The organism is Streptomyces rubrogriseus, assembly GCF_027947575.1.
Lineage (GTDB): Bacteria > Actinomycetota > Actinomycetes > Streptomycetales > Streptomycetaceae > Streptomyces > Streptomyces rubrogriseus.
This window is the reverse complement of sequence record NZ_CP116256.1, coordinates 128,884-154,390: the sequence shown is the minus strand read 5'-3', so window position 1 is coordinate 154,390 and position 25,507 is coordinate 128,884. Positions and strand designations below refer to the sequence as shown.

Here is a 25,507-nt window from a genome sequence, read left to right as displayed (position 1 = left end):
TGCGGCCAGCCTCGCACCGTCGTCCCGCCGGCGTCCCTCCCGAGCGGGGCCGGGTGCCCGACGTCCGTGTTTCGTAAGGAGTGGAAGCCCGATTCGTCCGGTTCCGGTTCGTAGGGTGAACGCCGTGACCACCTCGCCCGCTCCGGACGTCGACGTCGTACTCCCCTGCCTGAACGAGGCCGGAGCCCTCCCCTGGGTCCTGGCCCGCATCCCGGCCGGCTGGCGTGCGCTCGTCGTCGACAACGGCTCCACCGACGGCTCGGCGGACCTCGCCCGCTCGCTCGGCGCCACGGTCGTGACCGAGCCGCGACGCGGTTTCGGCGCCGCCTGCCACGCCGGACTGACCGCCGCGACCGCCGACGTCGTCTGCTTCTGCGACTGCGACGCCTCCCTCGACCCGGGCCTGCTGACGCCCTTCGTCCGCGAGATCCGCGCCGGGACCTCCGACCTGGTCCTCGGCCGCCGACGACCGCGGGCCAGGGGCGCGTGGCCGGTGCACGCCCGCGCCGGCAACCTCGCCCTGGCCCGGATGCTGCGCCGCCGCACCGGCCTGCGGCTGCACGACCTCGGCCCGCTGCGCGCCGCCCGCCGCGAACGGCTCCTCGGCCTCGGCCTGACCGACCGGCGCAGCGGCTACCCGCTGCAGATGGTCGTCCGCGCCGCCGACGCGGGCTGGCGGATCGCCGAGCACGACGTCCCGTACCTGCCCCGCACCGGCGCCTCGAAGGTGACCGGGACCTGGCGCGGCACCTGGCACGCGGTGCGGGACATGCGCCGCGTGCTGGCCGAGCCGCCCGGCCGGCCGGTGCCGAGTGACGCGGCCCACGAAGGGAACTCACGGTGAGCATGGTGAACACCCTCCTCGTCATCGCCAAGGAGCCGCGTCCCGGCCGGGTCAAGACCCGGCTCACCCCGCCCTTCACGCCCGTCGAGGCGGCCGCGCTGGCCGAGGAGGCCCTCGCCGACACCCTGGCCGTCGTCGCCGCGACGCCCGCGCGGCGCCGGGTGCTGGTGCTCGACGGCGCCCCCGGCCCCTGGCTGCCGCCGGGCTTCGACGTCGTACCGCAGTGCGCGGGCGGTCTCGACGCCCGCCTCGCGGACGCGTTCGCCGGCTGCACGGGGCCGGCCCTGCTGATCGGGATGGACACCCCGCAGGTGACGCCCGGCCTCCTCGACGTGGACTTCCACGACTGCGACGCGTACTTCGGCCCGGCCGAGGACGGCGGTTTCTGGGCGCTGGGCCTGGCCCGGCCCGAACCCGCGCTGCTGCGGGGCGTACCCATGTCGACGCCGGTGACCGGGGCCGTGCAGCGCGAGCGGCTCGTGGCGGCGGGACTGCGGGTACGGGACCTGCCGCCGCTGCGCGACGTCGACACCGCCGCCGACGCCCGCGCCGTCGCCGCCCTGGCCCCGGACGGCCGGTTCGCCGCCCGGCTGGCGGCCTGCGCACCGGTGGCCGACCGGCGGCGGGCGAGCCGGTGAAGGGCGCCGCGCGACTGGCCCCCGGCAGGCCGTCCCCGCCCCCGCCTGGGAGACCTCCGACCCCTATGCCGCCGCCCTGCGGTCGGGCCACGGGCCGCTGTTCCTGCGCCGCACCGACGGCTGGCTGCTGCCGCTGGAGGTGGAGCGCTGGTGTGCGCGGGCCGACGCCGTCGACCTGGACGTCCTCGACCGGTGCGAGGGCGCCGTGCTCGACGTGGGCTGCGGCCCCGGCCGGCTGGTGGCCGAACTCGCCGCCCGGGGCCGCACCGCCCTCGGCATCGACGTCAGCGAGGCCGCCGTGACCCGCACCGTGGGGCTGGGCGGGCAGTCACTGCGGCGCTGGGTGTTCGAGCCGCTGCCCGGCGAGGGACGCTGGGACACCGTGCTCCTCATGGACGGCAACATCGGCATCGGCGGCGACCCCCGCGCCCTGCTCGGCCGCGTCGCCGCCCTGCTCGCGCCCGGCGGCCTGCTGATCGCCGAGACGGCCGGGGCCGACATCGACGAGCGGGCCCACGTGCAGGTCGTCGGCGACACCGGCCGCGCGAGCGACCACCCGTTCCCGTGGGCGCGAGTCGGCACGCCCGCCCTGCTCCGGCATGCGCACGACGCCGAGTGGCGTCCCGCCGGTCAGTGGACCTCGGGGGAGCGCCGCTTCGTCGCGCTGCGCAGCAGCCGCAGGGCGAGCAGCAGCGCCGAGCCGCCGAACAGCGCCGCCGTGATCAGCAGCCAGCGGGTGAGGAAGCCCTCCGCCGACAGCCCGGTGACCCCCGCGTAGCCCGCGTCGACCCGGCCGCCGATCAGCGGGAACCACACGAGCAGGAGCAGCCCGGAAAAGGCCGCGGGGAACCGGACGTACGACGTCCACTCACGGTGGCGGGCCGCGTCGAGACCGCCCGTGAGAGCCCGGTCCAGCCCCGCGTACAGCGGCAGCAGCACCAGGTCGTGCAGGAGCGCCGCGCCCACGAACCAGAGGACCACGCCGGGCCAGTCGCCGGCCAGCAGCCGCACGCCCGCGTAGCCCGCGAGCGCGAAGGAGCAGGCCAGCAGGAGGATCTGGAGGGGGCTGCCGAGCGGCGGGCCCGGCCGTGACGGCCTGCGCAGGAGGTTCATCCCAGGTCTCCGAACGTCATCCGGGCCACCCACTTGGTGTTCAGCACGCCGGGCGCGGCGGGCACGATGATCCGGGCCGGGTGGCCGTGGTCCGGGCTCAGTTCCTCGCCGTTGACGTACAGGGCGAGCAGGGAGCGCGGGTCGGCCACCTGGTTGGCGCGCAGGGCGCCGCTGCGGAAGGCGCCGCGCCGCTGGAGGGACTCGACGAACACGTCCGGCGGGTCGTCCTCGTGGCCCACGCGGGCGGCGAGGTCCCGCAGCCGTACGCCGCGCCACCACTGGTCGGACGTCGACCAGCCCTCGACGCAGGCGATGGGCAGGGCCGCGCTGTGCTGCTCCATGGCGAGCAGTTCGGCCCGGCTGAGCCGGACGGTCCCCGAGCGCCCGGTGACGACGAGCCGCCAGGTGTCCTCGCCCGTCTCGGCCGGGTCGATGCCCACGTGGGCGGCCGTCTTGTTGATCTGGAACCCGTTCGGACCGCCGCCCGGTTCGGGCCCGCCGTGCGGGGAGAGCACGGCGGTGGCCCGCAGCGGCCCGTCGAAGCTGCGCCCCGCGTTGGTGGCGAACATCAGCAGCGAGCCGCCCCCGACGAACCACAGGGCCCCGCGCCGCGAGACGGTGGGCGCGGCCGGACGCGGGGAGACCAGGTCGTCGCGCTCCTCGCGCATCGCCCGCAGGTTGCGCAGCGCGATCGGCGTCTTCAGCACGGCGTGCGCGACGAACGCGGCGAAGAAGACCCAGGCACCGTAGAAGTGCAGCGGGTAGAAGGAGCCGGGAAACAGGTACTCCAGCTGGATGTTGAGCACCCCGGTGACGAACTCGAACAGCGCGCCCCCGACCAGCAGCAGCAGCGAGATCCGCTCCAGCGCGTGGGCGAGCGAACGGACCGGCGGCAGCGTGAACAGCCTCGGCACCACCGACCACAGCTTGGCCAGCAGCACCGGGATCAGGACCAGCCCGAGAGTGACGTGCACGCCCTGGGTGAGCCGGTACAGCCAGGGCGGGTCGGTCGGCCAGGCGAAGAGGTAGAAGCCGAGGAGCCCCTTGTCCGGGGTCTTGTCGTTGACCGGGTCCAGACCGGGGTTGTAGGCGGCGTAGGACACCAGACCCGTCACGAACAGCACCGTGATGCCGACGAGCAGGACGAGGCCGAGCACCGAGGTGAACCAGGGCCCGCGCAGCGGGCTGCGCCAGAAACCCGGCGAGGAGGGGAGCCGTGGGGCGAGGTCGCGCATGTGCCGACCGTAGGCCGCGAGGGGCCCCCGGGACGGTCCGCGACCCATGACGAAACGCTGACGTCCGCCGTGCGCACCGCCCCTCGCGCGATCTTCCGTCCTACGGTGCCGGTGTGACCCGCCCCCGCTCCTGCCCCGACCTGTACGCCGCCGCGGCGGCCGCGCTCCTCGTGACGGCCGCCGTCCTGGTCGGCCGGTACGTGTACACCTATGACGACCTGATCGTCGGCTGGCCGCCCCTGCTGGGCCGCTGGGACCCGCACCTGGGCCCCGGCACCCCGGCGGCGGTCCTGGTGGCTGCTGGGGTGGTGGCGTACGGCCCGGCCGTCGCCGCCCGGCTGCCGTGGCGCGCGCTGCTCCCGGCGGCCTGGGGGACGGCGCTGGCGTGGACCTGGTCGCTGGCCCTGATCGACGGATGGGACCGCGGCATCGCCGGACGGCTCACCACGAGCCAGGAGTACCTCTCGGTCGTCGACCGCTGGCACGACGTCCCGGCGACCCTGCGTGACTTCAACGGCCACATCCTGCTCCACTCCCCCGACAACTGGCCCGCCCACGTCGCCGGTCACCCGCCCGGGGCCACGCTGACCTACGTGCTGCTGGACCGGATCGGGCTCGACGGCGGGGGCTGGGCCGGGGCCCTGACCATCACCGTGGGCGCGACGGCCTGCGTGGCGGTGCTGGTCACGGTGCGGGCCCTGACCGGCGAGCGGCTCGCCCGGCGGGCGGCGCCCTTCCTGGCCCTGGCACCGGCCGCGGTGTGGATGGGCACGTCCGCCGACGGCTACTTCGCGGCGGTCGCCGCGTGGGCGGTGGCGCTGCTCGCCCTCGCGGTCACCCGGCGCTCACCGGGGTGGGCGGCCGGCTCGGGACTGCTGTTCGGGCTGACCTGCTACCTCTCGTACGGTCTGACGCTGTTCGCGGTGATCGCGGCGGCGGTGCTCGTGCTCGGCCGGCGCGGGGTGCGGGAGCGCCCGGTGCTGCTCGCGGCGCTCCTGGCGGGGGCGGCCGTGGTGCCGGTGGCGTTCACGGCGGCCGGGTTCGACTGGTGGGAGGCGTACCGCCTGCTGGTCACCCGCTACTACGAGGGCGCGGCCGGTGTCCGCCCCTACGGGTACTGGGTGTGGGCCAACCTCGCCTGCACGGTGCTCATCACCGGCCTGGCGACGGTGGCGGGACTGCGGCGGGCCGGGGGCGTACTGGTCCGGCGCCGGGCCGGGGGCGAGCGGGCGGACGGGGCGCGGGCCGGGGAGGTCCGTCTGGCGTTCCTCGTGGCCGCCGGACTGCTCGCCCTGCTGGCCGCCGACCTGTCCGGCATGAGCAAGGCGGAGACGGAGCGCATCTGGCTCCCCTTCGCCCTGTGGCTCCTCGCGGCCTGCGCGTTCCTCAACCGGCCGCGCGGATGGCTGACGGCGCAGGCGGTACTGGCGCTGCTCGTGAACCACCTGGTGGCGACCGGCTGGTGAAGACACGCGAAGGGCCCGCACCGTGCGGTGCGGGCCCTCGACACGTACTGCGCGACTACCGCGCGACGTACTGCACGCGTGGTGTTACGCGGGAACGATGTTCTCCGCCTGCGGGCCCTTCTGGCCCTGCGTGACGTCGAAGTTCACCCGCTGGCCCTCCTGGAGCTCGCGGAAGCCCTGGGTGGCGATGTTCGAGTAGTGGGCGAAGACGTCGGCGCCGCCGCCGTCCTGCGCGATGAAACCGAAGCCCTTTTCGGCGTTGAACCACTTCACGGTACCGGAAGCCATGCTTTTTTCTCCTAGGCAGTGTTGAAGGCCCGCACTGTGCGAGCCCCCCATCGCCGCGATGATCACCTGCCCGGAAACCCGGTAACACAAATGGCAACCACAACTGCAACTGATGTCCAGCCTAGCACGAAATGCATCGACAACCCGGTAAGAAATCGCCGACAGAGACCGGTTGCTTTCGCGGCGGAATGTATTCCCATCCTGAGCGAATATATGTTTCAACGGGGGTCGGATTTCCACTCACGGCGGTGTCGGTATCGCTCAGGGCCCGAGGACCAGGACGCCGTACGGGCCGAGTACGGACGACTGGAGGGTGTCGCCCTCCGCGTAGCGCCAGCCCCAGGAGCGCAGCGCCCGTACGGTCGCGCCGTCGGCGCGGTCCACCAGCGTGACGCCGAGGGCGGCGTCGTGTTCGGCGAGCAGGCGGGCCTGGAGGCGGCGGGCGAGGTTCCAGGCCCGGTCGTGGTGCTCCCGGCGCACCCGGGCCGGGACCACGATCCCGGAGACCAGGAAGAGTCGGCCCGACGCGGCGACGGGCAGCACGCTCCCGGTCAGGTACCGCTCCGGGCCACGCGCGCCGGGCGGGTCGCCGCCGGGCACGGGGTAGCCGTAGGCGCAGCCGGTCAGGACGGTGGTCTCCGCTATCAGCAGGCCGAAGCCCGGACGCCGTACGTCGGCGGCCAGCCGGCGCAGGAAGGCGCCGCGGGCCGCGTTCCACGCCCGGGGCCCGCCGCCGGAGGTCTGCGCGTACAGGTTGCCCAGCTCGGCGAACCGGTCCTCGATCTGACGCCTGGTCAGCGGCCGCAGCCGCTCCCCGGCCTGCGGCGAGGAGCGCTGTGCCGGGCCCGGCCGACGGGTGCCGGCGGGGCGTCCGTGAGGCTCTGTGGTCGCCGGCCGCACCGGCACGTGCACCGTCATGAGGCGATTCCTGCCCCGGGCTCGGGCGGGTCCGGCCCGGTGTCGTCGATCGCCGGGAGCGGCACCGGTGTCGGGGCCGGTGCGCGGCGTTCCCCCGGTTCCTCCACGGTACCTCCGGCCCCGGGCCCCGTCCCGGCGCGTCCCCGGTGGGTCACCGCCCGCAGGGCAGGTCCACGTCCAGGACGGTGGGGCCGCCGGGCGGGCTGGTCAGCCGGAGGGTGCCGTCCAGTGCCGCGACGCGGCGGCGGATGCCGGTCAGACCCGAGCCGCCGTCCTCGTCGGCGCCGCCCCGGCCGTCGTCCTCGACCAGCAGGCGCAGCCGGCCCCCACGGGCCCGGGCCGTGACCGAGGCGCGGGCGGCGCCGCTGTGCTTCGCGATGTTGGTGAGCGCCTCGGCCACCACGAAGTACGCCGTCGCCTCGACCGACGCCGCGCACCGCTCGGGCACGTCGGCCTCGACGCGGCACGGCACCCCGCAGTCCGCCGCGAGGCCCGACAGCGCGCCCGCGAGGCCGCGGTCGGCCAGCACCGGCGGCAGGATGCCCCGCGCCACCTGGCGCAGCTCCGCCAGGGCCTGCTCGGCGGCGGACTGCGCCCGCTCCAGCAGTTCGTCGGCGCCCGCCGGGTCCCGCGCCGCCATCCGGCGCGCCGCGCCCAGCAGCACCGTCACCGACACCAGCCGGTTCTGCGCGCCGTCGTGCAGGGACCGTTCGATCCGGCGCAGCTCGGTGGCGTGCGCGTCCAGGGCCGCGGCCCGGGTCGCGGTCAGTTCGGCCACCCGCAGGGACAGGTCCGTGCCCGGGCCGGCCACCAGCAGGCGCCGGGCCGGGGCGGCCTGGAGGCGTGCCATGCCCGGGCCGAGGCCCAGCACGATCGCGGTCCAGCCGACACCCAGCAGCGTCGCCGCGAGCGCGTCCGGCCAGCCGTGGGCGGTGCCGATGCCGATGGACGTGGTCGTCGCCTCCCCGGGGCTCAGCCGCCACCACAGCGGGAAGGTGGTGTCCCGGACGGCGCACAGCGGCAGCAGCAGGCCGAGCAGGCCCAGCAGCAACCCCAGGGTGGCGTGCCGGACCAGCCAGCCCAACTCGCGCCGGGTGGTGGGGTCGGCCAGGGCGAGCCGCAGCCGGGTGGGCGGCGGATCGGGCGGGACGATCTCGATGCCCCGGCCGGACAGGCGTTCGCGTTCCCGGCGGGCGAGGGCGTGCAGGGCGCGCAGTGCGCCGGGGGCGAGCAGCAGCCCCAGGCCGGCCGGCGCGGTCACGGCGGCCACCGCCAGCAGCACCAGCACGCCCAGTGCCTGGAACGCCGTACCGAGCCCGCCGACGAGCTGCCCCGTCGCGGCACGGGCGGCGCGCAGGGTCCGTACGGCGGTCTCCCGCACGGACGCGACCGGGACCGTCATCCGTCTGCCTCCCTCCGGGCCGTACGCACCTGCGGCGTGGCGTGCCCGACCCTATGCCGCCGGACGGGCCCTCGGCGGGTGCGGAGCCGGAAAGTACAGCCTGCTGTACCCCGGACCGGGCGGCCCACGGGATCGGCCGCGGGGGGTCTCGCTCCCTAGCGTCGGAGGCGACCGAGAGCGACGCCGACGGAGGCCGCAGCCATGACGCACCAGGACCACCAGGACCCCTACCGCCTGGGCCCACCCCAGGCCGCCCCCACTCCCACCCCCGGCCCCGGCCCCACCCCCGGCCCCGGCCCCGGCCCCGGCCCCGGCGACGGTCCGGACGCCGTCTCCCGCGGGGACGTCGTGCGCGCGCTGCTGTGGGCCGTCGTGGTGCTCAGCGCGGTCGCCAACATGGCCCTCTCCTTCACCGGTGCCGCCGCCCCGCTCCACCTGGCCAGCGGCGTGGTCACCGTCCTCGCCGCCGGCACCCTCGTCGTACGCCGCCTGCGGGGGCGGCGATGAGCACCGCCGTCCCGGCCGCGACCGTCACCGGGCGCCGGGCGCCCGCCATCGCCCTGGACCGGGTCGCCCGGACCTACCCGGGCGGTGTCCGCGCGCTCGACGAGGTGTCGCTGACCGTGGAGCACGGCACGTTCCTCGCGGTGATGGGGCCCTCGGGCTCCGGCAAGAGCACCCTGATGCACTGCGCCGCCGGGCTGGACTCCCCGACCTCGGGCAGCGTCCGCATCGACGGGCGGGAGATCTCCGGTCTGAACGAGACCCGGCGCACCGAACTGCGCCGCGAACGCGTCGGGTTCGTCTTCCAGGCGTACAACCTCATCCCCTCGCTCAGCGTCGAGGACAACATCACGCTGCCGCTGCGCCTGGCGGGACGGCGCCCGGACGGCGACTGGCTGCGCGCGCTGACCGAGCGGGTGGGGCTGGCCGACCGGCTGTCGCACCGCCCCGCCGAGCTGTCCGGCGGCCAGCAGCAACGGGCCGCCGTCGTGCGGGCGCTGGCGGCGAAGCCCGCCGTCGTCTTCGCGGACGAGCCGACCGGCGCGCTGGACCTGCGCAGCGCCCACCAGGTGCTCGGCCTGCTGCGCGCCCTCGTCGACGACCTGGGTCAGACGGTGGTCATGGTCACCCACGACCCGGCCGCCGCGGCCCGCGCGCACCGGGCGCTGGTGATGGCCGACGGCCGGGTGGTCGAGGCCCTGGAGCGGCCGACGGCCCCGCAACTGGCCGAGCGTCTCGTCGCGTTGGGAGAGCGGTAGGCATGCTGCACCTCGCCCTGCGGATGGCCGCGCACCGGATCACCGCCCTGCTCGCCGTGGCGTGCGCGGTCCTCGGCGGCGCGGCCCTGCTCACCACCACCGGCGTGCTCGCCGAGTCCGGGCTGCGTTCGCAGCTGCCGCCCGGGCGGCTCGGCGGCGCGGACGTCGTGGTCGCCGCCGACCAGGAGTTCCACCCGAGCGGGGACCTGCCGATCGCACTGCCCGAGCGGGCCACCGTCCCGGCCCGGCTCGTCGACCGGCTGGCCGCCCTGCCCGGCGTCACCGCGGCCGTCGGCGACCTCGGCTTCCCGGCGGCGCTCCTCGACGGGCGCGGACGGCCCGTCCCCGTCGCGCAGGACCCGGTGACGGCGGGGCACGGCTGGTCCTCGACCCGGCTGCTGGCTCGGCGCGCGGGTCGAGGGGCGGGCGCCGTCCGGGGCGAAGGGGTCGCCGTGGACGCGGCGGCGGCCGACGCGGCGGGCCTCGCGGTGGGCGACCGGGTCCGGGTCGTGGCCAACGGCCGTCCCGCCGCCGCCTACCGGATCTCGGCGCTGGTCGACGCCCCGGGTGCGGGCGGCGGCGTCTGGTTCGCGGACCGGACGGCCGCCGCGCTGGCCGGGCGCGGCACCGGGAGCGAAGGCCCGCGCGCGGGGACCGTGGACCTGGTCGGCCTGCTGGCCGCCGACGGCGCCGGGGAGCGGGTGGCCGACGCCGTCCGCGCGGAGGTCGCGGGCACGGACCTCCGGGTGACCACCGGTGCGGACCGGGGCGAGGCGGTGGCGCCGGGCGTGGGTTCGGCGCGCTCGCTGCTGATCCTGCTCGCCGGTTCGCTCGGCGGGATCGTGCTGCTGATCACCGGGTTCGTCGTCGCGGGCGCGCTGGGCGTGACCATCGCCGGGCAGCGCCGCGACCTGGCGCTGATGCGGGCGGTCGGCGCGACGCCGAGGCAGATCCGGCGGCTGGCCGCCGGGCAGTCGACGGTCGTCGCGGCCCTCGCCCTGGTGCCGGGCGTGACGGTCGGCTACCTGCTGGCCGGCTACTTCCGCGAGCTGCTGGCCGACCGCGACGTACTCCCACCCGAACTCCCCCTCACCGTCAGCCCGTTGCCCGCCCTCGCCACACTGCTCCTGATCGCGGCGGCCGTGCAGCTCTCCGCCCGGTGCGCGGCCTGGCGCACCTCGCGGATGCCGGCCACCGAGGCGGTCGCCGAGTCGCGCAGCGAGCCGCGCACCCCGTCGCGGGCACGGACCGGGGCCGGCCTGCTGCTGATCCTCGGCGCCTGCGCTCTCTCGGTGGTGCCGCTGCTGTCCCGGACGGTCCTCGGCGCCTCGGTCACCTCCATCGCGGGCATCCTCGCCGCGATCGGGCTGGCGATGTGCGGCCCGGCGCTGGTCAGGAGCGCGGGCGAGGCCGCCGTACGGCGGCTGCGGCCCGGGGTGGCGGCGCCGACGTGGCTGGCGCTGTCCAACGTACGGGCCTACGCGCTGCGGCTGTCCGGTGTGGTCAGCCCGCTGGCCATGGGCGTCGTCTTCGTCCTGACGTACACGCTCACCCAGACCACGGTGCTGGCCGCCACCTCCGACGACACCCGCACCGGCACGCTCGCCCAGTACGAGCTGACGGCACCGGCGCTGGGCGGGCTGCCCGACGGCACCCTGTCCGCCGTGCGGGACGTGCCCGGCGTACGGGCCGCGGCGCCGGCCGGGACGACCACGGTGGTGTGGGAGTACGAGGAGCTGGGCGAGCCCGCGGTCGAGTCCGCCTCGGCGATGATCCTCACACCGGACGCCCGGGACGTCCTCGACCTCGGCGTGACGGACGGCGGCCTGGACCGGCTGACCGGGGCGACGGTCGCCGTCAGCGCCGAGGCCGCCCGCACGCGGGACGCCGGGCTCGGGAAGCGGGTGCGCCTGGTGCTCGGCGACGGGGCGCGCGTCGAGGCCCGGGTCGTCGCCGTGTACGACCGGGGGCTGGGCTTCGGCCCGGTCGTCCTCTCCCGGCAACTGGCCGCCGGGCACACCACGACCGACCTGGACCAGCGGGTCCTGGTCCGCACCGACGGCACGTTGCGGGCCGGGACGGACCTGGCCGCGCTGGCCGCCTACCGACCCGGCCTCGCCGTCGCGGGCACCGCCGCGGACGCCACGGGGGCGGACGCGCCGCCCGAGGTGTGGATCAACCTGGCGGTGGTCGTGGTGCTCCTCGGCTATCTGCTGCTGAGCATCGCCAACAAGCTGGTCGCCGCCACCGCCCAGCGCCGCACGGAGATCGCCGCGCTGCGCCTGGTCGGCACGACGCCCCGGCAGATCCGCGCGATGATGCGCCGCGAGGCCACGGTGATCGCCGCCGCGGCCCTCGTCTCCGGCCTCCTGCTGTCCGCCGTCCCCCTGGCCCTCCTCGGCCAGGGCCTCCTCGGCCACCCCTGGCCGGCGGGCCCCGCCTGGCTGCTCCCGGCGGTGGCGGCGACGGTGGCGCTGACGTCGTACCTCACGACCGAGCTACCCACCCGCCACGCCCTGCGCACACCTCCGGCGGACGGGCTGCGGGCGGGCTGACCCGGCGACCGGGGGCGGTTCTGGGCCCCCGGTCGCGCTCTCAGGCACCCCGGTCGCGCAGGGCCGCGCGGGCCGGGAGGGTGACGGCGGCCAGGCCGAGGGCTACCGCGGTCGCCGCGAAGGCGGCGTACAGCAGCGGCGGCACGTGCGGGAACTCGCCGGTCAGGCCGCGCATCATCGGGGTCAGCGTGATCATGGCGATGGCGGTGCCCAGGGCCACGCCCGCCGCCGACACCAGCAGGCTTTCCCAGCCCAGCATGCGCAGCACCTGGCGCCGGGTGGAGCCGACGAGGCGGAGGGTGTGCAGTTCGCGGCGTCGGTCCAGGACCGTCATCACCAGGGTGTTGACCGCGGCGACGGCGGCGAAACCGCCCAGGACGGCGGCCATCATGTAGTTGGCCCAGGCGCCGAACTCGCGGTCCACGTTCTGCGCGAGGGCGTAGCCGGAGGCGTCGGTGACCTCGCCGAGGGGGGCGAGCGGCCCGGCGTCGCCGCCGCTGACCAGCAGGGTGTCGGCGAAGGCGGACGTGACGTGCCCGTCCAGGGAGGCTCGGTCCATGGTCACCGCCGGCAGGCCCAGGCCGCGGCCGTAGACGGCGACGACTTCCGGGGCGGCCTTCGTGCCGTCGGGCAGGTAGAGCGACAGCCTGTCGCCGAGGCCGGTGTCCGTGGCGGTGGCGAGGGTCCGGTCGATGGCGATGCGGCCCTCGCCCACCCGGTCCAGGCTGCCCTCGCGCACGTCCAGGTCCTGCACCTGCGCGAGCTGGGCGCCGGAGCCCGAGACGCCCTGGGTCGCCGTCCCCTGCAACGAGGTCTCGCCGCCGCCCCGGACGGGCACCAGCACCTGCGTGTCCAGCAGGCTCACGGCCGCGTCGACGCCGGGCGCGCGGGCGGCCCGGTCGGCGGCGTCGGCGGGCAGGCCGGCCGGGGCGGTGACGACGTGGTCCGCCGTGATGCCGTCGCGGAGCTGCTCCGAGGCGACGTGGCTCTCGCTGGTGTGCATGAAGACCAGCGTCGAGGCGAAGGCCATCGCCAGCACGATCGGGGTGATCGCGGAGGCCAGGCGGCGGGCGTTGGTACGGGAGTTGGCGGCGGCCAGCGACGCGGAGGCGTCACCGCCGCGCAGCAGCAGTCCGAACAGCCCCGCGCACAGCCGGGCCAGGATCGGGCCCAGCAGCGCGACGGCCAGCATGAAGAGCATGACCACGCCGAGGGAGGCGTTGGCCGCGTCGGAACCGGCGGCGGAGGCCGCCACACCGGCGAGCGCCGAGCCGCCGCCGACCGCGGCGACACCGAGGACGGTACGGACGACACCCGGCCGCAGCCGCTCAACCGAGGCCTCGGCGAGCGCCTGGCCCGGCTTGATCTTCGCGGGCCTGCGCCCGGCCGCCAGGCCGGCGCCCAGCGCCGTGAGCAGCCCGACGCCGACGGCGGCCAGCAGCGGGAACCCCGAGACGTGCAGTTCGACCGCCTCGGGAACCGCCCCGCGGTCCTGCATCTGCCCGAACCACCAGTGCGCGAGCCCGATGCCCGGCAGGCAGCCGAGCAGCCCGGCGAGCGGGGCGACCAGGAGCGCCTCGGCGGCGACCGCGCGCCGGATCTGCCGCGGGGTGGCGCCGACGGCGCGCAGCAGCGCGAACTCGCGGGTGCGCTGGCCGACGGAGAGGGCGACCGTCCCGGCCGCGGTGAAGACCGCGACCAGGGTGGCGATGCCGCCGAAGGAGCCGCCGATCGCGAAGAGCGTCTCCTTGCCGTACGCCAGCCCGTGGTCCTCGACCTCGCCGCGGTCGTCCCCGGTGAGCGTCCGCGCGCCGGTGCCGGTGAGGGCCTTCTCCACGGCGGCGGCGAGGGCGTCCGTGTCGGCCCCGTCCTTCGCCGTCACGGCGATGGCGTCGGCCTTGCCGGGGTGCCCGGCCAGCACGGGCGCCTCGGCGTCGGCGAACCAGGCCGTGGCCGCGCCGCCCGCCCCCTCGCCGACGGTGTCCCCGGCACCGGCCTCGGCCAGCCCGGACACCCGGAATCCGGTGCGGCCGTCGGCCGTCTCCAGCACGACGGTGTCGCCGACCCCCGCCTTGGCGGTACGGGCCGCGTCCGCGCCGAGCACGACCTCGCCCGGGTGCGGTGCGCCGCCCTGCGTCAGCGCGGTGCCGGTGAAGACGTGCGAGCCCCAGCCGTGGCCGGTGAGCGCGCCCGCCGAGTCCGCGCCGTGCACCGGGAAGGTGAAGTCCGGCACGGCGGCGGCCGCACCCGGCACCTGGGCGGCCTTCGCCGCCAGCCCCGCGTCCACGCGGGCGGTGTCGGGCAGCGGGTACTCGGTCTCCTCGGGGCCGTCGACGGTGTCGGCGACGACGCGCGCGGACTGGTCGGCCGCCGCGACGACCGGCGCGTTCGCGTACCGCTCGGCCGGCACCGAGGCGCGGATGCCGGTCTCCAGCAGGACACCGCAGGCCGCGACGATCAGCGCCGACATCAGCAGCGCGACGAACGTGCCCGCGAACGAGGCGGGCTTGAAGCGTACGGCCGCGCGGGCCAGGCCGTTGGGCTTGAGACTCATGCCGCCACCCCCGCCGCGGCCGTCGCCCGCGCCCGGCCGGTGAGCGCGGTCATCCGCGCCGCGATCTGCTCCGCCGAACCCCGCTCCAGGTGGTCGGCGAAGGCCCCGTCGGCGAGGAACAGCACGCGGTCGGCCCAGGCGGCCGCGGCCGGGTCGTGGGTGACCATGACGACGGTGGCGCCGAGGCTGTCCACCGCCTGCCGGAGCAGTCCGAGGACCTCGGCCGCGGTGCCGGTGTCGAGGGCGCCGGTGGGCTCGTCGGCGAAGATCACGTCGGGGGTGGTGACCAGGGCGCGGGCGACGGCCACCCGCTGCTGCTGGCCGCCGGACAGCTCGCCGGGCCGGCGCCGCGCCTTGTCGGCGAGCCCGACCTGCGCGAGTACGTCGGCCGCCCGGCGGTGGTCCTGGCGCTGCCCGGCCAGGCGCATGGGCAGCAGGACGTTCTGCTCCACGGTCAGCGACGGCAGCAGGTTGAACGCCTGGAAGACGAAGCCGAGGCGGCTGCGGCGCAGTTCGGTCAGCTCGTTCTCGTTCATGCCGGTGATCTCCGTACCGCCGAGTCGCACCGATCCGGCCGACGGCCGGTCGAGCCCGGCGGCGCACTGGAGGAAGGTGGACTTGCCGGACCCGGAGGGGCCCATGACGGCGGTGAAGGTGCCGCGCGGCAGGGCGAGGTCGATGCCCGCGAGGGCGTGCACGGTGCCCGTGCCGCGGCCGTACCGCCGCCGGACCCCGCGCAGCTCGACGGCGAGCCCGGGCGTGGCGGCGGGCGCCTCGGGGCGGTGGTCGCGGTGGTCCGCCCTCGCCCGGTCGTCCGCCTTCTGCCGGTTGCCCTTGCGTAGCCTCATGGTGCCGTCTCCTCGTCCGTGCTTCGTGCGTCTCTGTGACGAGGTGAAGAGTGCGGGGACGGCTCGGCGCCGGGCGTCATACCGGGGAGCCAATGTGGAGGTGCTACCCCGGTAGGGGGCGAAGGAGGGAGGCGGGGCACCGTGGACGGGCGGGTCGTCGGTGCGACCGGCCGGGCGGGACGGGCGGGACTACTCTCCCGGGGCCACCAGCCCCGACTCGTACGCGAAGACCACCGCCTGCGCGCGGTCGCGCAGGTCGAGCTTGGTGAGGACGCGGCTGACGTGGGTCTTGACCGTCTGCTCGGCCAGCACCAGGGTCCGGGCGATCTCCGTGTTCGACTGGCCGCGGGCGACCAGGGTGAGGACCTCGGTCTCACGTTCCGTCAGCCCCTTGAGCCGCAGCGCGGGTTTGCCCCGTGACGCGGGGCGCTGCTGGGCGAAGTCCGCGATGAGGCGGCGGGTGACGGACGGGGCGAGCAGCGCGTCGCCCGAGGCCACGACGCGGACCGCCGCGATGAGGTCGGCCGGCGGCGCGTCCTTCAGCAGGAAGCCGCTGGCGCCCGCCCGCAGCGCCTCGTACACGTAGTCGTCGACGTCGAACGTGGTGAGCATCAGCACCCGCGGCCGGTGGGTCACCCCCGGCGGCGGCGACAGCAGCCGGCGCGCGGCCTCCAGCCCGTCCATCTCGGGCATCCGCACGTCCATGAGGACGACGTCCGGATGCGTACGCCGGCTCAGCTCGACGCCCTGCGCGCCGTCGGGGGCCTCGCCCACCACGTCGATGTCGCTCTGGGCGGCCAGCAGCGCGGCGAAGCCGGCCCGCACCATGGCCTGGTCGTCGACGATGATGACGCGCGTCGTCACGTGATCTCCTCTTCCGTCAGGGGAAGTTGTGCGGCGACCCGGAAGCCGCCGTCCGGCAGCGGCCCCACGTCGAGGGTGCCGCCGACGAGCCTTACCCGCTCGCGCATGCCGACCAGTCCGTGCCCGGTGCCGCCCACTTCGAGCGGCCCGGCGGGCGGCTCGGGCGGCGGGTCGTTGACGACCAGGACGATGAGCCGCTCGGCGCCCTGCCCGTCGGCGGGCCGCGCGACCGTCAGCGACACGTGCGTCGCCGCTCCCGGCGCGTGCCGTACGACGTTGGCGAGGGCCTCCTGGACGATCCGGTACGCCGAGAGGCCCACCGCCTCCGGCACCTCGGCGTCGCAGGGGGTGAACTCCACCGGCCCGACCGTCCGCGCCGTCGCCTCCACCAGCTGCCCGATCTGCGCGAGGCCCGGCTGGGGCACGAGTTCGCCGTGCGCCTCCTCGTTGCGCAGCACGCCGAGAAGGCGCCGCATCTCGCCGAGCGACTCCCGCGCGGTCGCCGCGATGGACGTGAACTCCTCCCGCACGTCCGGCGGCAGCGCCGCGAGGCGGTACTCCGCGGTGTCCGCCTGCACCGTGATGACGGACATGTGGTGCGCCACCACGTCGTGCAGCTCGCGTGCGATGCGGGCGCGTTCCTCCAGCAGCGTGCGCCGGCCCCGCTCGGCCTCGCTGATCGTCTCCTGCTCGGCCAGCCTGCGCTGCACCTCGTACCGCTCGCGCAGCGCGCCGCCCAGCAGGAGTGCGACGCCCCCGAGGATGGTGAGCAACAGGTCCTTGGCGCCGGTGCCGTGGGGGGCGACGAACCCCAGGCCGACGTTGGCGCCCGCCGTCGCCAGCCACACCAGCAGCAGCGTCCGGCGCCGCTCGCGCAGGCCCAGGGCGAGGCAGAGGCCGATGTACCCGACGATCTCCATGGGCGGGAACGGCCACAGCAGCCGCTCCTGGAAGTCGACGGTGAGCAGGGCGAGCGCACCGGCCACGTCCGCGGCGAAGACCACGTACCAGGCCTGCAACGGCCGTACGACGGCGAGCAGCAGCGGGGCGGCCTGGGCGACGGCCAGCGCGCTCGCGAGGGCGCCGTTCAGCCCGTAGTCGGCGGTGAGGACCACGATGGTGGTGGGCAGCAGGGCGACGCACAGCACGAACGCCACGGCCCACGGCAGCAGCCGCACCCACCGCCGCGACGCCCCCGCGAGCAGCGCGCGCGGGCGTTCCGCCTCCACTGGGATCATGGGCACCAGCCTAGGCGCCCGGTCTGCGCCGCGACGGCGTCCGGAGGGGCGGCGGATTCGCGGGGCGGGGGCATGAGGGGCTCCTTGACGGTGCGGCCGGGGACGGTGTGGGCGGGGACGGTGTGGCCGGGGACGGTGTGGTCGGTTGGGGGCTGGTCGGTTGGGGGCGCTGGGAGTCGCCGGCTCACGCCGCCAGCGCGAAGTAGCCGAAGCCCGCCGCCAGCACCGCCGCCGCCGCACGCCGGGCCGTGCCGGTGCGGTCCCACGGGGACTCCAGCGGGCGGGCGAACCTCGCGATCGCCACGAGCAGCCCCGCGAAGAGCGGCATCCAGGCCGGCCGGGCCAGGACCCAGCCGCCCGTGTCGGGTGCGGCGGTCAGCCCGGGGATCTCACCGAGGTACGAGCCGGGGACGGCGGCGGCGAGCATCGCCGTCTGGTGCCAGCACAGGATCGTCATCGCCGACAGGTTGACGATCACCACCGGCGCCCACAGGGCGGGCCGCCGCAGCAGCCGGGCCAGCCGGTCGCGCAGCAGGATCGCCGCGCCGGACTGGGCGGCGGCGAGCGCGAGGACCAGCAGGGACGGCGGGTGGGAGTTGGTCCGGGCCTCACCGGGGACGCCCACCATCGACATCGGGTAGTGGAAGGCCAGCAGCAGCGTGGCGAACAGCGCGGCACCGCCGGCCAGCAGCAGCCACGCCCCGCGTCTGCCGATCCGCCCGTCCGCCCAGGACACTCCGAGCTGGTAGGCGAACATCCAGCCCGGCAGCAGGTTGAGCAGACTCAGCCAGGACGGCATCGCGTCCGCGAAGGGCCCGTACCGCAGGAAGTCAACCACCGCGACGGACCCGATCAACGGCACCGCGGCCCGGGCGCCCAGGCGTTCGGACGCGCGGACGCAGTACGGCGTGAGGGCCGTGATCACGGCGTAGACGCCGACGAACCACAACGGCTGGACGACCAGCGTGGCGGCGGTGTGCAGGGTGTCGCCCGGCACACCGAGGCCGTAGTGCAGGAGAGGAAGGAGCAGCGCCCACACGGCCGTGACACCGAGGACCGGCCGCCCCAGCCGCCTGAGCCGCCCGACCGTCCACTCCCGGGCCGACCCCTTGCGACGCCGGTAGGAGAGGAACGAGGAGTAGCCGCCGACGAGGAAGAAGATGCCCAGCATCTGGAGGACCCAGCTCGCCGGGGCGAGGGCGCCGAACGTGGCCAGCGGGCTGGCGTTGTGCAGTCCGCCGCCGCCGTCGAGGGTGAACCCGCCGACCAGCCAGTGACCGGTGGGCACGGCCAGCAGCGCCAGCGCGCGCAGGCCGTCGACGGCGCGGTCGCGGTGGGCCGGGGTCCGCTCGTCGACCCGGGCGCCGAGCCGGGCGAGCCTGGCGAGCAGCCCCCTCATGAGCGCTCTCCGTCCGCGATCGCCGCGAACGCGGCCAGGGTGGAGGTGCCGGGCGCGAAGTACTCGTCGTGCGCCGGGACGTCGTCGGCGGGCAGGACGGTCGCGCCGAAGCCGGGCGAGGTGGGGTCGACGCCGTGGCCGAGGCCCAGGAACTCGACGTTGGGGACGCGGTCGATCCAGTCGTCCGGGGACTTCGCCGCCCAGACGTGGGCGCCGGTGCCGAGGTCGCCGACGTCGTCGGCGCGCATGCCGGGCGAGCCCATGACGACGATGTCCCGGGCGTCGGTGTCGTCGGCGGCGAGGCCGCAGACCACCGAGCCGTAGCTGTGGCAGAAGAGGGAGGGATCGGGAAGACCGGCCGCGTCCAGCCCCTCGGTGAGACGGACCAACCGCTCGGCACCCGCCTCGGCGAGCCGGCCCGTCGCCAGGTCGAGTCCGATGCCGGAGGGCGTCGTGTACCCGGCCCAGGCGATGACGGCCGTGTCGTCGCCCGCCGCCGCCTGGAGGTCGGCGGCCCGCCGCGCCGTACGGTCGAAGGTCCCGGCGTCGATGTCCGAGCCCGGGACGATCACCGAGACGTGGGCTGCGTTCTCCAGGTCGCCCGCGACCCGCGCGATCGTCCCGCGCCCGCGCGGGTCGTACGCCAGCACCCGGTCCCCCGCGGGCGCGTTGGCCTCGTAACGGAGGTGCACCGGGACGCCGTCGAGGTTGCCCACCACGGCGGGATGGTCCTCGGCGAGTCTGTGCCGCTGGGCGCCGCTCAGCCCGGCGAAGAACGCGGCCACCTCGGCCGGGGTGGCCGTGGCGGGGTCCGGCAGTTTCCTGCCCAGGGAGTCGTCCGCCAGCCAGGCGGCGGTACCGGGGAGCGGGCCGCCGGGCGCGCTCTCACTGCTCGCCGACGCCCAGCCGGCCGTGCCGCCGACCAGCAGCGTGGTCAGTACGGCGGTGGTCAGGACCCTCCTGAAGCGACCCATCCGTCCGCCTCCTCCGTCTCGTCGTGACGCTGACGAAGGGAAGGTAGGAAGCAGCTACGGGCCGGGACGTCACTCCGGAGAGCCAAGCCGGGAGTGATACCCCGGTAGGGGGTCGGCTACGAGCAGGTCGGCCGCGTCGGCGACCGACCCGTCCCTCAGACGGAGGCCGCCGTCCACTCCCGCAGCAGCGCCAGACGCTGGTCCTTGGTGGGGGCGACGTCCTCGGGCTCGTCCCGGCGCCAGCCGACCAGCTCCCCGACGGTGGTGGTGCCGTCGGCGAGGCGGGCAAGAAGGGAACGGGAGAGTTCGTACTCGTCGGGCGTGTGGATACCACCGGTGACGGCGGCCAGAACGCTCGCCTCGACCGTGCCGTCCCCCTCCGTCTCCACGCACACCGTGAACAGCGGCGGCTGTTCGCCGTCGCCTGTGAACAGCACGACGACCGAGTCGAACGCCATGGACGCCAGCCGCCGCCCGGCCGACCGCACGGCCACGTCGCGCACGTCCAGCCCCCGCACCTCGTCCCACCCCCAGGACCGGCCGCCCTGCCCGTCCCCCAGGATCTCCACCCCGCCCTCGGTCAGCCGCACACCGGGCCCCGCACCGACGGGCTTCGCCCCCAGGTACACACACCCCTCAGTGATCCAGAACAGGCCGACCATGGCCATGGGCGTCTCCTCCGACGGGTACGGATGTCGCTGTCGCTGTCGTGGGTGGAGACGAACGCGCTCACGCCGAGGTTCCCTCGTCAGACCCGTCGGAGGTGACGTAGAACTCCATCCACTCGACTCCCGCAACGGCGAAGCGGGACCCGGTGTTCGCCGAGGCGATCCCGTCGAACTCACCATCCGTTCCCGGGGCTCCCAGCGACCAGGGCGTCGCGATCCGCCACGCGCTCCGGAGGACGGCGAGGAGCGCGGCCTCCGGGCCGTCCGACTCGAGGGGCGACGTCAGGCACAGTTCGGCAAGCTCGGGGTACTTCCAGTACCGCTCGTAGGTCTCGATCCGGATGTCCCTGTCCAGCCGCGCCGCCAGCCGGCCGACTACGCGCTCGGCCCCGCGACGGTCACTGGCGTGTACGTGGCAACGCCACCGGATCGTCTCGAACATACGGCAAGCATCGCGCACCGGACCGGGGTCCACCGGTGGCCCCCGGCATCGAGTCGGCCCCGGCCGTCCGCACGACCGGGGCACCTCGCCGTCGTTCGGTGATCAGGGCGCCGCGGCGCGCTCCGCCGAGGGCGTCGGTCGTGGAGCCGACCGGTCCAGGGAGGTGACGACGGAGGCGTGGAACCGCTGCACGGCGTCGTCGACGCTCCGGATGAAGCCCGACTCCGTCTTGCCGCGGGAGTTGCCCATGCCCTTGAAGAGGGAGAGCCGGAAGCCGGTGATCTGGGCTCCGTTCTTCGGAAGCATGTCCGCGGGCTCCGGGCGCAGCCGCTCCAGAGTGCCCCGCGGTCCTCCCGCCTCGCCTTCGACGAGGGTTTCCACGTGCAGGTCGGCCGGTGCCTCGGCGAGCCGTCTGATGAGTCGTTTCGACCAGGTCAGGGGGTACCCCTGCTCGGGTGCCGGGATGTCGAAGGACGTGCGCAGCTTTCCGGTGCGCAGGTCGGCGGTGATCGCCAGTACGCCCGGGGTGCCTTCGATGCGCAGTTCGGCGTGCAGTCTGCCGTCCGCGCACAGGCGGTCCGCCATGTCCGCCCGCCGGGCCCCGGGATCGGCTCCGCGCTTGGCGCGCTGCACGGGGAGCACCTTGTGCCCGAGTTCGCCGCCGAGTCCCAGGCAGACCTGCCTGACGAGACGCTCCCAGCTCTCGACCACCTCCAGCAGGCGCGGATCGCCCTGGCACAGGGTCTCGTCGTCGATGCCGCGGCGAACGGGCACCCAGGCCGCGCCCATGTTCTGGAAGCCGTGGCAGCCGGAGTTCTCGTGCTGGAGATAGTGGAGGAGCTCCTGAAGCAGCCAGGCGTGTGCGGCGTTGCCCACGCCCTCGTGCCGCAGCAGCATCTGTGCCTGGTGTGCCACCTCGGCCCAGGACAGGTGCCACAGGGCCACCTTGTGCTTGCGCCGGCCGTCGATCTTGACGTCGACGAGCGGGCTGCCCTCCAGCGCAACGTCGTTCGAGAGCGTGATGACGGCCTCGTAGCCGCGTCTGGCGGCGATGTCCGCGTACGCCTGCACCTGTTCGGGCCTGAGTGCGTTGCCGTTGGTCTTGGTCTCGACCAGCGCCGTCCACAACTTGCCGGCCCGCTCCACCCGGATGACGCCGTCCGGGCGGCGCGGGGTGTCGCCGTGCGGCAACGAGACCTCGGTGAAGGTCTCCATGCGGCCGGCCGGAGCGCCGAAGGCGGCGGTGAGCCTCCTGCCGAACTCCGGTACCTGCGCCATCACCGACAGCAGCACCGAGGTGGCGCGTGTCTCGCGGTCCCGGTCGCTCTTGAGCGCGGACACCGGGAAGAGCCTCGCCTCCTTCCAGGAGTCGTTCTCCGCGAGGGACTTCTTCACCACCTTGGGCAGGGTGACCTTCTTCTTGGCGGTGCGCGGACGTGCGGCTGTCTTCTTCGGCTGCGCGTCCTCCTCCGGCCGCCGGGGAGCGGGCACCGCTTCCAACGGCGTGGACGGCACCGGCTCGGCCGTCGCCGCGGGTGCGGATTCCGGCTCCGCGGCGCGGGGCGGTTGCTCCTCGGTGACAGCCGCGGGACGGGCGACGTCCTCCGCCTCGTCGTCCGGCTGCTCGTCCTCGCCGGACGCGTCGTCGTCGATGTCCACGCCGAAGTCGGTCGCCAGCCCGGCCAGGCCGTTGTCGTACCCCTGGCCGACGGCCCGGAACTTCCACTCCTCACCGCGGCGGTACAACTCGCCGAAGATGAAGGCGCTCACCGACCCGGCGTCGTCGATCGCGAACCGCAGCAGACCGTCGCCGGTCCCGTCGGCCAAGGTCACCCGAAGGTCGTCCAGCTCACCGAACCGGGCGCCCTCGTACCGGCTGGCCGCGACGACCACCCGCTCCACGTCCGGCGGGATCGCCGTCAGGTCGAAGACGATACGGTCCTCGCTGCCCTCCCCCGTGGGAGCCTTGCCCAGGAGTTGCACACTGCCGTCGGCGGCGACCGCGTTGTTGTAGAAGTAGAAGTCGGCGTCGCTGCGCACCTTCCCCTGGCCGCCCAGCAGCAGGACGGACACGTCCGCATCGCCTTCGCCGGTCGGACTGGCCCAGCCCAGGCTCACGATGACCGAGCCGACGCTGTCACTCAGAGTCGACAGGGCGACGTTGGACCCCTTGACCATTTCGTACACAGAACCCCCCAAGCACTTGCGTTCGAGCGCGGACGGACTCCCCTAGCCCGTCCGCCGTGTCGCGCTGTGACTCACAGCACACTCAGCGCACGGCGGCACTCTAATGCGTGGTGGGGGCAATCGTGGGTCAAGCGCACAAGGCGCCTGGAAGGGAACGGAACGCGGCCGACCGGGGGGCGATCGGCCGCGTCGCGTTACGACGCCACCGGCGTCGTCGGGCCCACCAGTTCCGTCAGGACGTCCTCCATCGTGACGAAGCCCAGGACCGAGCCCGTCTCGCCGGTGACGGCGGCCAGGTGGCTGTCCTCGGTGCGCAGGGCGGTGAGGGTGTCGTCCAGGGGGGTGTCGATGCGGACGCGGGTGACGCGGTGCAGGGCCGTGCGCGGGAAGGGGCTCTCGCGGTCGGTCAGGCCCAGGGTGTCCTTGATGTGCAGGTAGCCGAGGACGGTGCCGCCGGGGCCGGTGACCGGGAAGCGGGAGTAGCCCGCGTCGGCGGCCATGCGTTCCAGCTCGGCCGGGGTGACCGTGTGCGGGACGGTGCGCATCTTCTGGGCCGGGACCAGGATCTCGCCGACCGGGCGGGTGCCCAGCTCCAGCGCGTCGCGCAGGCGCTCGCCGTCGGCCGGGGTGAGCAGTCCGGCCTCGCTGGCGTCGACCACCATGCGGGCCAGCTGGTCGTCGGTGAAGACGGCCTCGACCTCGTCCTTCGGCTCCACCCGCAGCAGCTTGAGCAGCGTGTTGGCGAAGGCGTTGATGCCGAAGACGACCGGCTTCAGGGCCCGGGTGAGGGCGACCAGCGGCGGGCCGAGGAACAGCGCGGTGGTCGCCGGGGCGGCCAGCGCGATGTTCTTCGGGATCATCTCGCCGATCAGCATGTGGAGATACGTCGCCAGGGTGAGGGCGATGGCGAAGGCCACCGGGTGGACCAGCGCGTGCGGCATGTGGACCGCCTCGAACACCGGCTCCATCAGGTGCGCGATGGCCGGCTCCGCGACCGCGCCGAGCACCAGGGAGGAGACGGTGATGCCGAGCTGGGCCGTGGCCATCATCTGGGAGATGTGCTGCAGGCCCCACAGGGTCATCCGGGCGCGCTTGTCGCCCGTCTTCGCGCGCGGCTCGATCTGGCTGCGGCGCACCGAGATCATGGCGAACTCGGCGCCCACGAAGAACGCGTTGGTCAGCAGCGTCAGCGCGCCGATGAAGAGCTGTACGACGGTCATCGGGCCAGCTCCCGCTCGCCGTGCGCCGACCGCTCGCCGGCCGGCCGCTCGTACGCCGACCGGGCGTCGTCCGGCACGGGTGCCGTGACGCGCAGACGGTCGGCACGGTGGTGGTCGACGTCGAGGACGTCGATGCGCCAGCCGTCCAGGGCGACCACGTCACCCTTGGCGGGGATGCGTGCCAGGTGGGTGGCGACCAGGCCGGCCAGGGTCTCGTACGGTCCCTCCGGCGCGGTCAGGCCGATGCGCTCCAGGTGGTCCAGGCGCAGCGAGCCGTCGGCCTCCCAGGCCGCGCGGCCGTCGGGGTCCGCGGGGGCGGGCAGCAGGTCCGGTATCTCGACCGGGTCGTGCTCGTCGCGCACCTCGCCGACGACCTCCTCGACGATGTCCTCGACGGTCGCCACGCCCGCCGTGCCGCCGTACTCGTCGATGACGACGGCCATGGTGCGGGTGGCGCGCATGCGCTCCAGGAGGCGGTCGGCGGGCAGGCTGTCCGGTACCAGGAGCGGCGCGGTGGCCAGCTCGGTGACGGGGGTGGCCCGGCGCTTCTCCGGCTCCAGGGCCAGCACGTCGCGGATGTGGACGGTGCCGACGACCTCGTCCAGGCTGTCCCGGTAGACCGGGAAGCGGGACAGGCCGGTGGCGTGCGAGAGGTTCGCGGCGTCGGCGGCGGTGGCGTGGGCCTCCAGGGCCTTGACGTCCACGCGCGGCGTCATGACGTTCTCCGCGGTCAGCTCGCTCAGGTGCAGCGTACGGACGAAGAGCTCGGCCGAGTCGGCCTCCAGGGCGCCCTCCGCGGCCGAGTGCTGGGCGAGGGCGACCAGCTCCTCGGCGCTGCGGGCGGACGCCAGTTCCTCGGCCGGTTCCAGGCCGAAGCGGCGCACGAAACGGTTCGCCGTGTTGTTCAGGTGCCGGATGAAGGGGCCGAAAGCGGTGGTGAAGCCGCGCTGCGGGCCCGCGACGACCTTCGCGACGGCCAGCGGGCGGGAGATCGCCCAGTTCTTGGGGACCAGCTCGCCGACGACCATCAGGACGACGGTGGAGAGCACCACGCCGAGCAGGGTCGCCACCGTCGAGGCGGCGCCGCCCAGGCCGATCGCCGTCAGCGGGCCGCGCAGCAGCACCGCGATCGACGGCTCGGCCAGCATGCCGATGACCAGCGAGGTCACCGTGATGCCGAGCTGGGCACCGGACAGCTGGAGGGTCAGGGAGCGTACGGCCCGCAGGGCGCCGTCCGCGCCGCGCTCACCGGACTCGGCGGCACGCTCCAGGTCGGAGCGCTCGACGGTGGTGAGGGAGAACTCGGCCGCGACGAAGAGCGCGCAGGCCAGGGTGAGGAGGAGGGCCAGCAGGAGCAGCAGGACCTCGGTCACCGTGCCACCCCGCTTCCCT

The 25,507-nt window shown here is 75.1% G+C and carries 22 protein-coding genes and 1 pseudogene; 7 read left to right on the top strand and 16 right to left on the bottom strand.

All coding sequences use genetic code 11. The annotated features are described in order from the left end of the window. Positions 1 to 115 precede the first annotated feature (115 nt). The 3 genes and pseudogenes from Sru02f_RS00690 to Sru02f_RS00680 all read left to right on the top strand — a co-directional run. Positions 116 to 844: a glycosyltransferase family 2 protein gene (locus Sru02f_RS00690; RefSeq protein WP_109029273.1), complete on the top strand. Its 729-nt coding sequence runs from the start codon at positions 116 to 118 to the stop codon at positions 842 to 844. A 5-nt stretch (positions 845 to 849) separates the two neighbouring features. Continuing rightward, positions 850 to 1,482, top strand: coding sequence for a TIGR04282 family arsenosugar biosynthesis glycosyltransferase (locus tag Sru02f_RS00685; protein WP_167469305.1), 633 nt, complete (start codon positions 850 to 852; stop codon positions 1,480 to 1,482). A gap of 139 nt (positions 1,483 to 1,621) precedes the next feature. Further along, positions 1,622 to 1,936: pseudogene (locus Sru02f_RS00680) on the top strand (class I SAM-dependent methyltransferase); the annotation flags it as partial. A gap of 176 nt (positions 1,937 to 2,112) precedes the next feature. Here Sru02f_RS00680 and Sru02f_RS00675 read toward each other — a convergent pair. Continuing rightward, positions 2,113 to 2,595: a hypothetical protein gene (locus Sru02f_RS00675; RefSeq protein ID WP_373103349.1), complete on the bottom strand. Its 483-nt coding sequence runs from the start codon at positions 2,593 to 2,595 to the stop codon at positions 2,113 to 2,115. Next, positions 2,592 to 3,830, bottom strand: a complete 1,239-nt coding sequence (locus Sru02f_RS00670) for a molybdopterin-dependent oxidoreductase (RefSeq protein ID WP_167469280.1) — start codon at positions 3,828 to 3,830, stop codon at positions 2,592 to 2,594. The genes Sru02f_RS00675 and Sru02f_RS00670 overlap by 4 nt, the downstream gene beginning before the upstream one ends. Before the next feature lie 113 nt (positions 3,831 to 3,943). Here Sru02f_RS00670 and Sru02f_RS00665 point away from each other — a divergent pair, with 113 nt between their 5' ends. Next, positions 3,944 to 5,296 carry a glycosyltransferase family 39 protein gene (locus tag Sru02f_RS00665; RefSeq protein ID WP_109029268.1) on the top strand — a complete coding sequence of 451 codons (1,353 nt, stop codon included), beginning with the start codon at positions 3,944 to 3,946 and terminating at the stop codon, positions 5,294 to 5,296. An 84-nt stretch (positions 5,297 to 5,380) separates the two neighbouring features. Here Sru02f_RS00665 and Sru02f_RS00660 read toward each other — a convergent pair whose 3' ends face one another. From Sru02f_RS00660 to Sru02f_RS00650, 3 genes are all read right to left on the bottom strand, one after another. Then, complete coding sequence (locus tag Sru02f_RS00660) at positions 5,381 to 5,584, bottom strand: cold-shock protein (protein ID WP_003975194.1); 204 nt, start codon at positions 5,582 to 5,584, stop codon at positions 5,381 to 5,383. Positions 5,585 to 5,845: 261 nt separating this feature from the next. Further along, positions 5,846 to 6,502: a hypothetical protein gene (locus tag Sru02f_RS00655; RefSeq protein ID WP_167469279.1), complete on the bottom strand. Its 657-nt coding sequence runs from the start codon at positions 6,500 to 6,502 to the stop codon at positions 5,846 to 5,848. A 151-nt stretch (positions 6,503 to 6,653) separates the two neighbouring features. Then, a complete protein-coding gene (locus tag Sru02f_RS00650; RefSeq protein WP_109029267.1) occupies positions 6,654 to 7,904 on the bottom strand; it encodes a sensor histidine kinase in 1,251 nt (416 codons plus the stop codon). Between the two features lie 201 nt (positions 7,905 to 8,105). Between Sru02f_RS00650 and Sru02f_RS00645 the strand changes: the two genes are divergently transcribed. From Sru02f_RS00645 to Sru02f_RS00635, 3 genes are read left to right on the top strand one after another with little or no spacing between them, the layout of a single operon-like run. Next, positions 8,106 to 8,411 carry a hypothetical protein gene (locus Sru02f_RS00645; RefSeq protein ID WP_109029266.1) on the top strand — a complete coding sequence of 102 codons (306 nt, stop codon included), beginning with the start codon at positions 8,106 to 8,108 and terminating at the stop codon, positions 8,409 to 8,411. Then, complete coding sequence (locus Sru02f_RS00640) at positions 8,408 to 9,166, top strand: ABC transporter ATP-binding protein (protein WP_109029265.1); 759 nt, start codon at positions 8,408 to 8,410, stop codon at positions 9,164 to 9,166. Before Sru02f_RS00645 ends, Sru02f_RS00640 begins: the two co-directional genes overlap by 4 nt. A 2-nt stretch (positions 9,167 to 9,168) precedes the next feature. After that, positions 9,169 to 11,721 carry an FtsX-like permease family protein gene (locus Sru02f_RS00635; protein WP_373103348.1) on the top strand — a complete coding sequence of 851 codons (2,553 nt, stop codon included), beginning with the start codon at positions 9,169 to 9,171 and terminating at the stop codon, positions 11,719 to 11,721. A gap of 40 nt (positions 11,722 to 11,761) precedes the next feature. Here Sru02f_RS00635 and Sru02f_RS00630 read toward each other — a convergent pair whose 3' ends face one another. The 11 genes from Sru02f_RS00630 to Sru02f_RS00580 form a co-directional block, all read right to left on the bottom strand. Next, positions 11,762 to 14,275, bottom strand: a complete 2,514-nt coding sequence (locus tag Sru02f_RS00630) for an ABC transporter permease (protein WP_109029263.1) — start codon at positions 14,273 to 14,275, stop codon at positions 11,762 to 11,764. Further along, positions 14,272 to 15,123: an ABC transporter ATP-binding protein gene (locus Sru02f_RS00625; protein ID WP_109029262.1), complete on the bottom strand. Its 852-nt coding sequence runs from the start codon at positions 15,121 to 15,123 to the stop codon at positions 14,272 to 14,274. Before Sru02f_RS00625 ends, Sru02f_RS00630 begins: the two co-directional genes overlap by 4 nt. A gap of 189 nt (positions 15,124 to 15,312) precedes the next feature. Then, positions 15,313 to 15,987 carry a response regulator gene (locus tag Sru02f_RS00620; RefSeq protein WP_003975186.1) on the bottom strand — a complete coding sequence of 225 codons (675 nt, stop codon included), beginning with the start codon at positions 15,985 to 15,987 and terminating at the stop codon, positions 15,313 to 15,315. Beyond that, positions 15,984 to 17,225: a sensor histidine kinase gene (locus tag Sru02f_RS00615; RefSeq protein ID WP_174854978.1), complete on the bottom strand. Its 1,242-nt coding sequence runs from the start codon at positions 17,223 to 17,225 to the stop codon at positions 15,984 to 15,986. The genes Sru02f_RS00620 and Sru02f_RS00615 overlap by 4 nt, the downstream gene beginning before the upstream one ends. A gap of 184 nt (positions 17,226 to 17,409) precedes the next feature. Beyond that, complete coding sequence (locus tag Sru02f_RS00610) at positions 17,410 to 18,624, bottom strand: acyltransferase family protein (RefSeq protein ID WP_109029261.1); 1,215 nt, start codon at positions 18,622 to 18,624, stop codon at positions 17,410 to 17,412. Further along, complete coding sequence (locus Sru02f_RS00605) at positions 18,621 to 19,598, bottom strand: alpha/beta hydrolase (RefSeq protein ID WP_109029260.1); 978 nt, start codon at positions 19,596 to 19,598, stop codon at positions 18,621 to 18,623. The genes Sru02f_RS00610 and Sru02f_RS00605 overlap by 4 nt, the downstream gene beginning before the upstream one ends. Before the next feature lie 155 nt (positions 19,599 to 19,753). After that, positions 19,754 to 20,266 carry a hypothetical protein gene (locus tag Sru02f_RS00600; RefSeq protein WP_109029259.1) on the bottom strand — a complete coding sequence of 171 codons (513 nt, stop codon included), beginning with the start codon at positions 20,264 to 20,266 and terminating at the stop codon, positions 19,754 to 19,756. A gap of 61 nt (positions 20,267 to 20,327) precedes the next feature. Next, positions 20,328 to 20,708 (bottom strand): hypothetical protein, encoded by a 381-nt coding sequence (locus tag Sru02f_RS00595; RefSeq protein WP_244941726.1) that lies wholly within the window; start codon positions 20,706 to 20,708, stop codon positions 20,328 to 20,330. A 102-nt stretch (positions 20,709 to 20,810) separates the two neighbouring features. Then, positions 20,811 to 22,886 (bottom strand): TerD family protein, encoded by a 2,076-nt coding sequence (locus tag Sru02f_RS00590; protein ID WP_244941725.1) that lies wholly within the window; start codon positions 22,884 to 22,886, stop codon positions 20,811 to 20,813. 203 nt (positions 22,887 to 23,089) lie between these two features. Further along, the gene (locus Sru02f_RS00585) at positions 23,090 to 24,115 is read right to left on the bottom strand and encodes a hemolysin family protein (RefSeq protein ID WP_109029257.1); all 1,026 of its coding nucleotides are present in this window, start codon (positions 24,113 to 24,115) and stop codon (positions 23,090 to 23,092) included. Continuing rightward, the gene (locus Sru02f_RS00580; RefSeq protein WP_109029256.1) at positions 24,112 to 25,488 is read right to left on the bottom strand and encodes a hemolysin family protein; all 1,377 of its coding nucleotides are present in this window, start codon (positions 25,486 to 25,488) and stop codon (positions 24,112 to 24,114) included. The genes Sru02f_RS00585 and Sru02f_RS00580 overlap by 4 nt, the downstream gene beginning before the upstream one ends. Positions 25,489 to 25,507 lie beyond the last annotated feature (19 nt).

Coding starts and splice junctions, on each gene's coding strand:
- Sru02f_RS00675 (WP_373103349.1), bottom strand. CDS start 2,595: ATGAACCTCCTGCGCAGGCCGTCACGGCCGGGCCCGCCGCTCGGCAGC.
- Sru02f_RS00670 (WP_167469280.1), bottom strand. CDS start 3,830: ATGCGCGACCTCGCCCCACGGCTCCCCTCCTCGCCGGGTTTCTGGCGC.
- Sru02f_RS00660 (WP_003975194.1), bottom strand. CDS start 5,584: ATGGCTTCCGGTACCGTGAAGTGGTTCAACGCCGAAAAGGGCTTCGGT.
- Sru02f_RS00655 (WP_167469279.1), bottom strand. CDS start 6,502: ATGACGGTGCACGTGCCGGTGCGGCCGGCGACCACAGAGCCTCACGGA.
- Sru02f_RS00650 (WP_109029267.1), bottom strand. CDS start 7,904: ATGACGGTCCCGGTCGCGTCCGTGCGGGAGACCGCCGTACGGACCCTG.
- Sru02f_RS00645 (WP_109029266.1), top strand. CDS start 8,106: ATGACGCACCAGGACCACCAGGACCCCTACCGCCTGGGCCCACCCCAG.
- Sru02f_RS00640 (WP_109029265.1), top strand. CDS start 8,408: ATGAGCACCGCCGTCCCGGCCGCGACCGTCACCGGGCGCCGGGCGCCC.
- Sru02f_RS00635 (WP_373103348.1), top strand. CDS start 9,169: ATGCTGCACCTCGCCCTGCGGATGGCCGCGCACCGGATCACCGCCCTG.
- Sru02f_RS00630 (WP_109029263.1), bottom strand. CDS start 14,275: ATGAGTCTCAAGCCCAACGGCCTGGCCCGCGCGGCCGTACGCTTCAAG.
- Sru02f_RS00625 (WP_109029262.1), bottom strand. CDS start 15,123: ATGAGGCTACGCAAGGGCAACCGGCAGAAGGCGGACGACCGGGCGAGG.
- Sru02f_RS00615 (WP_174854978.1), bottom strand. CDS start 17,225: ATGATCCCAGTGGAGGCGGAACGCCCGCGCGCGCTGCTCGCGGGGGCG.
- Sru02f_RS00610 (WP_109029261.1), bottom strand. CDS start 18,624: ATGAGGGGGCTGCTCGCCAGGCTCGCCCGGCTCGGCGCCCGGGTCGAC.
- Sru02f_RS00605 (WP_109029260.1), bottom strand. CDS start 19,598: ATGGGTCGCTTCAGGAGGGTCCTGACCACCGCCGTACTGACCACGCTG.
- Sru02f_RS00600 (WP_109029259.1), bottom strand. CDS start 20,266: ATGGCCATGGTCGGCCTGTTCTGGATCACTGAGGGGTGTGTGTACCTG.
- Sru02f_RS00595 (WP_244941726.1), bottom strand. CDS start 20,708: ATGTTCGAGACGATCCGGTGGCGTTGCCACGTACACGCCAGTGACCGT.
- Sru02f_RS00590 (WP_244941725.1), bottom strand. CDS start 22,886: ATGGTCAAGGGGTCCAACGTCGCCCTGTCGACTCTGAGTGACAGCGTC.
- Sru02f_RS00585 (WP_109029257.1), bottom strand. CDS start 24,115: ATGACCGTCGTACAGCTCTTCATCGGCGCGCTGACGCTGCTGACCAAC.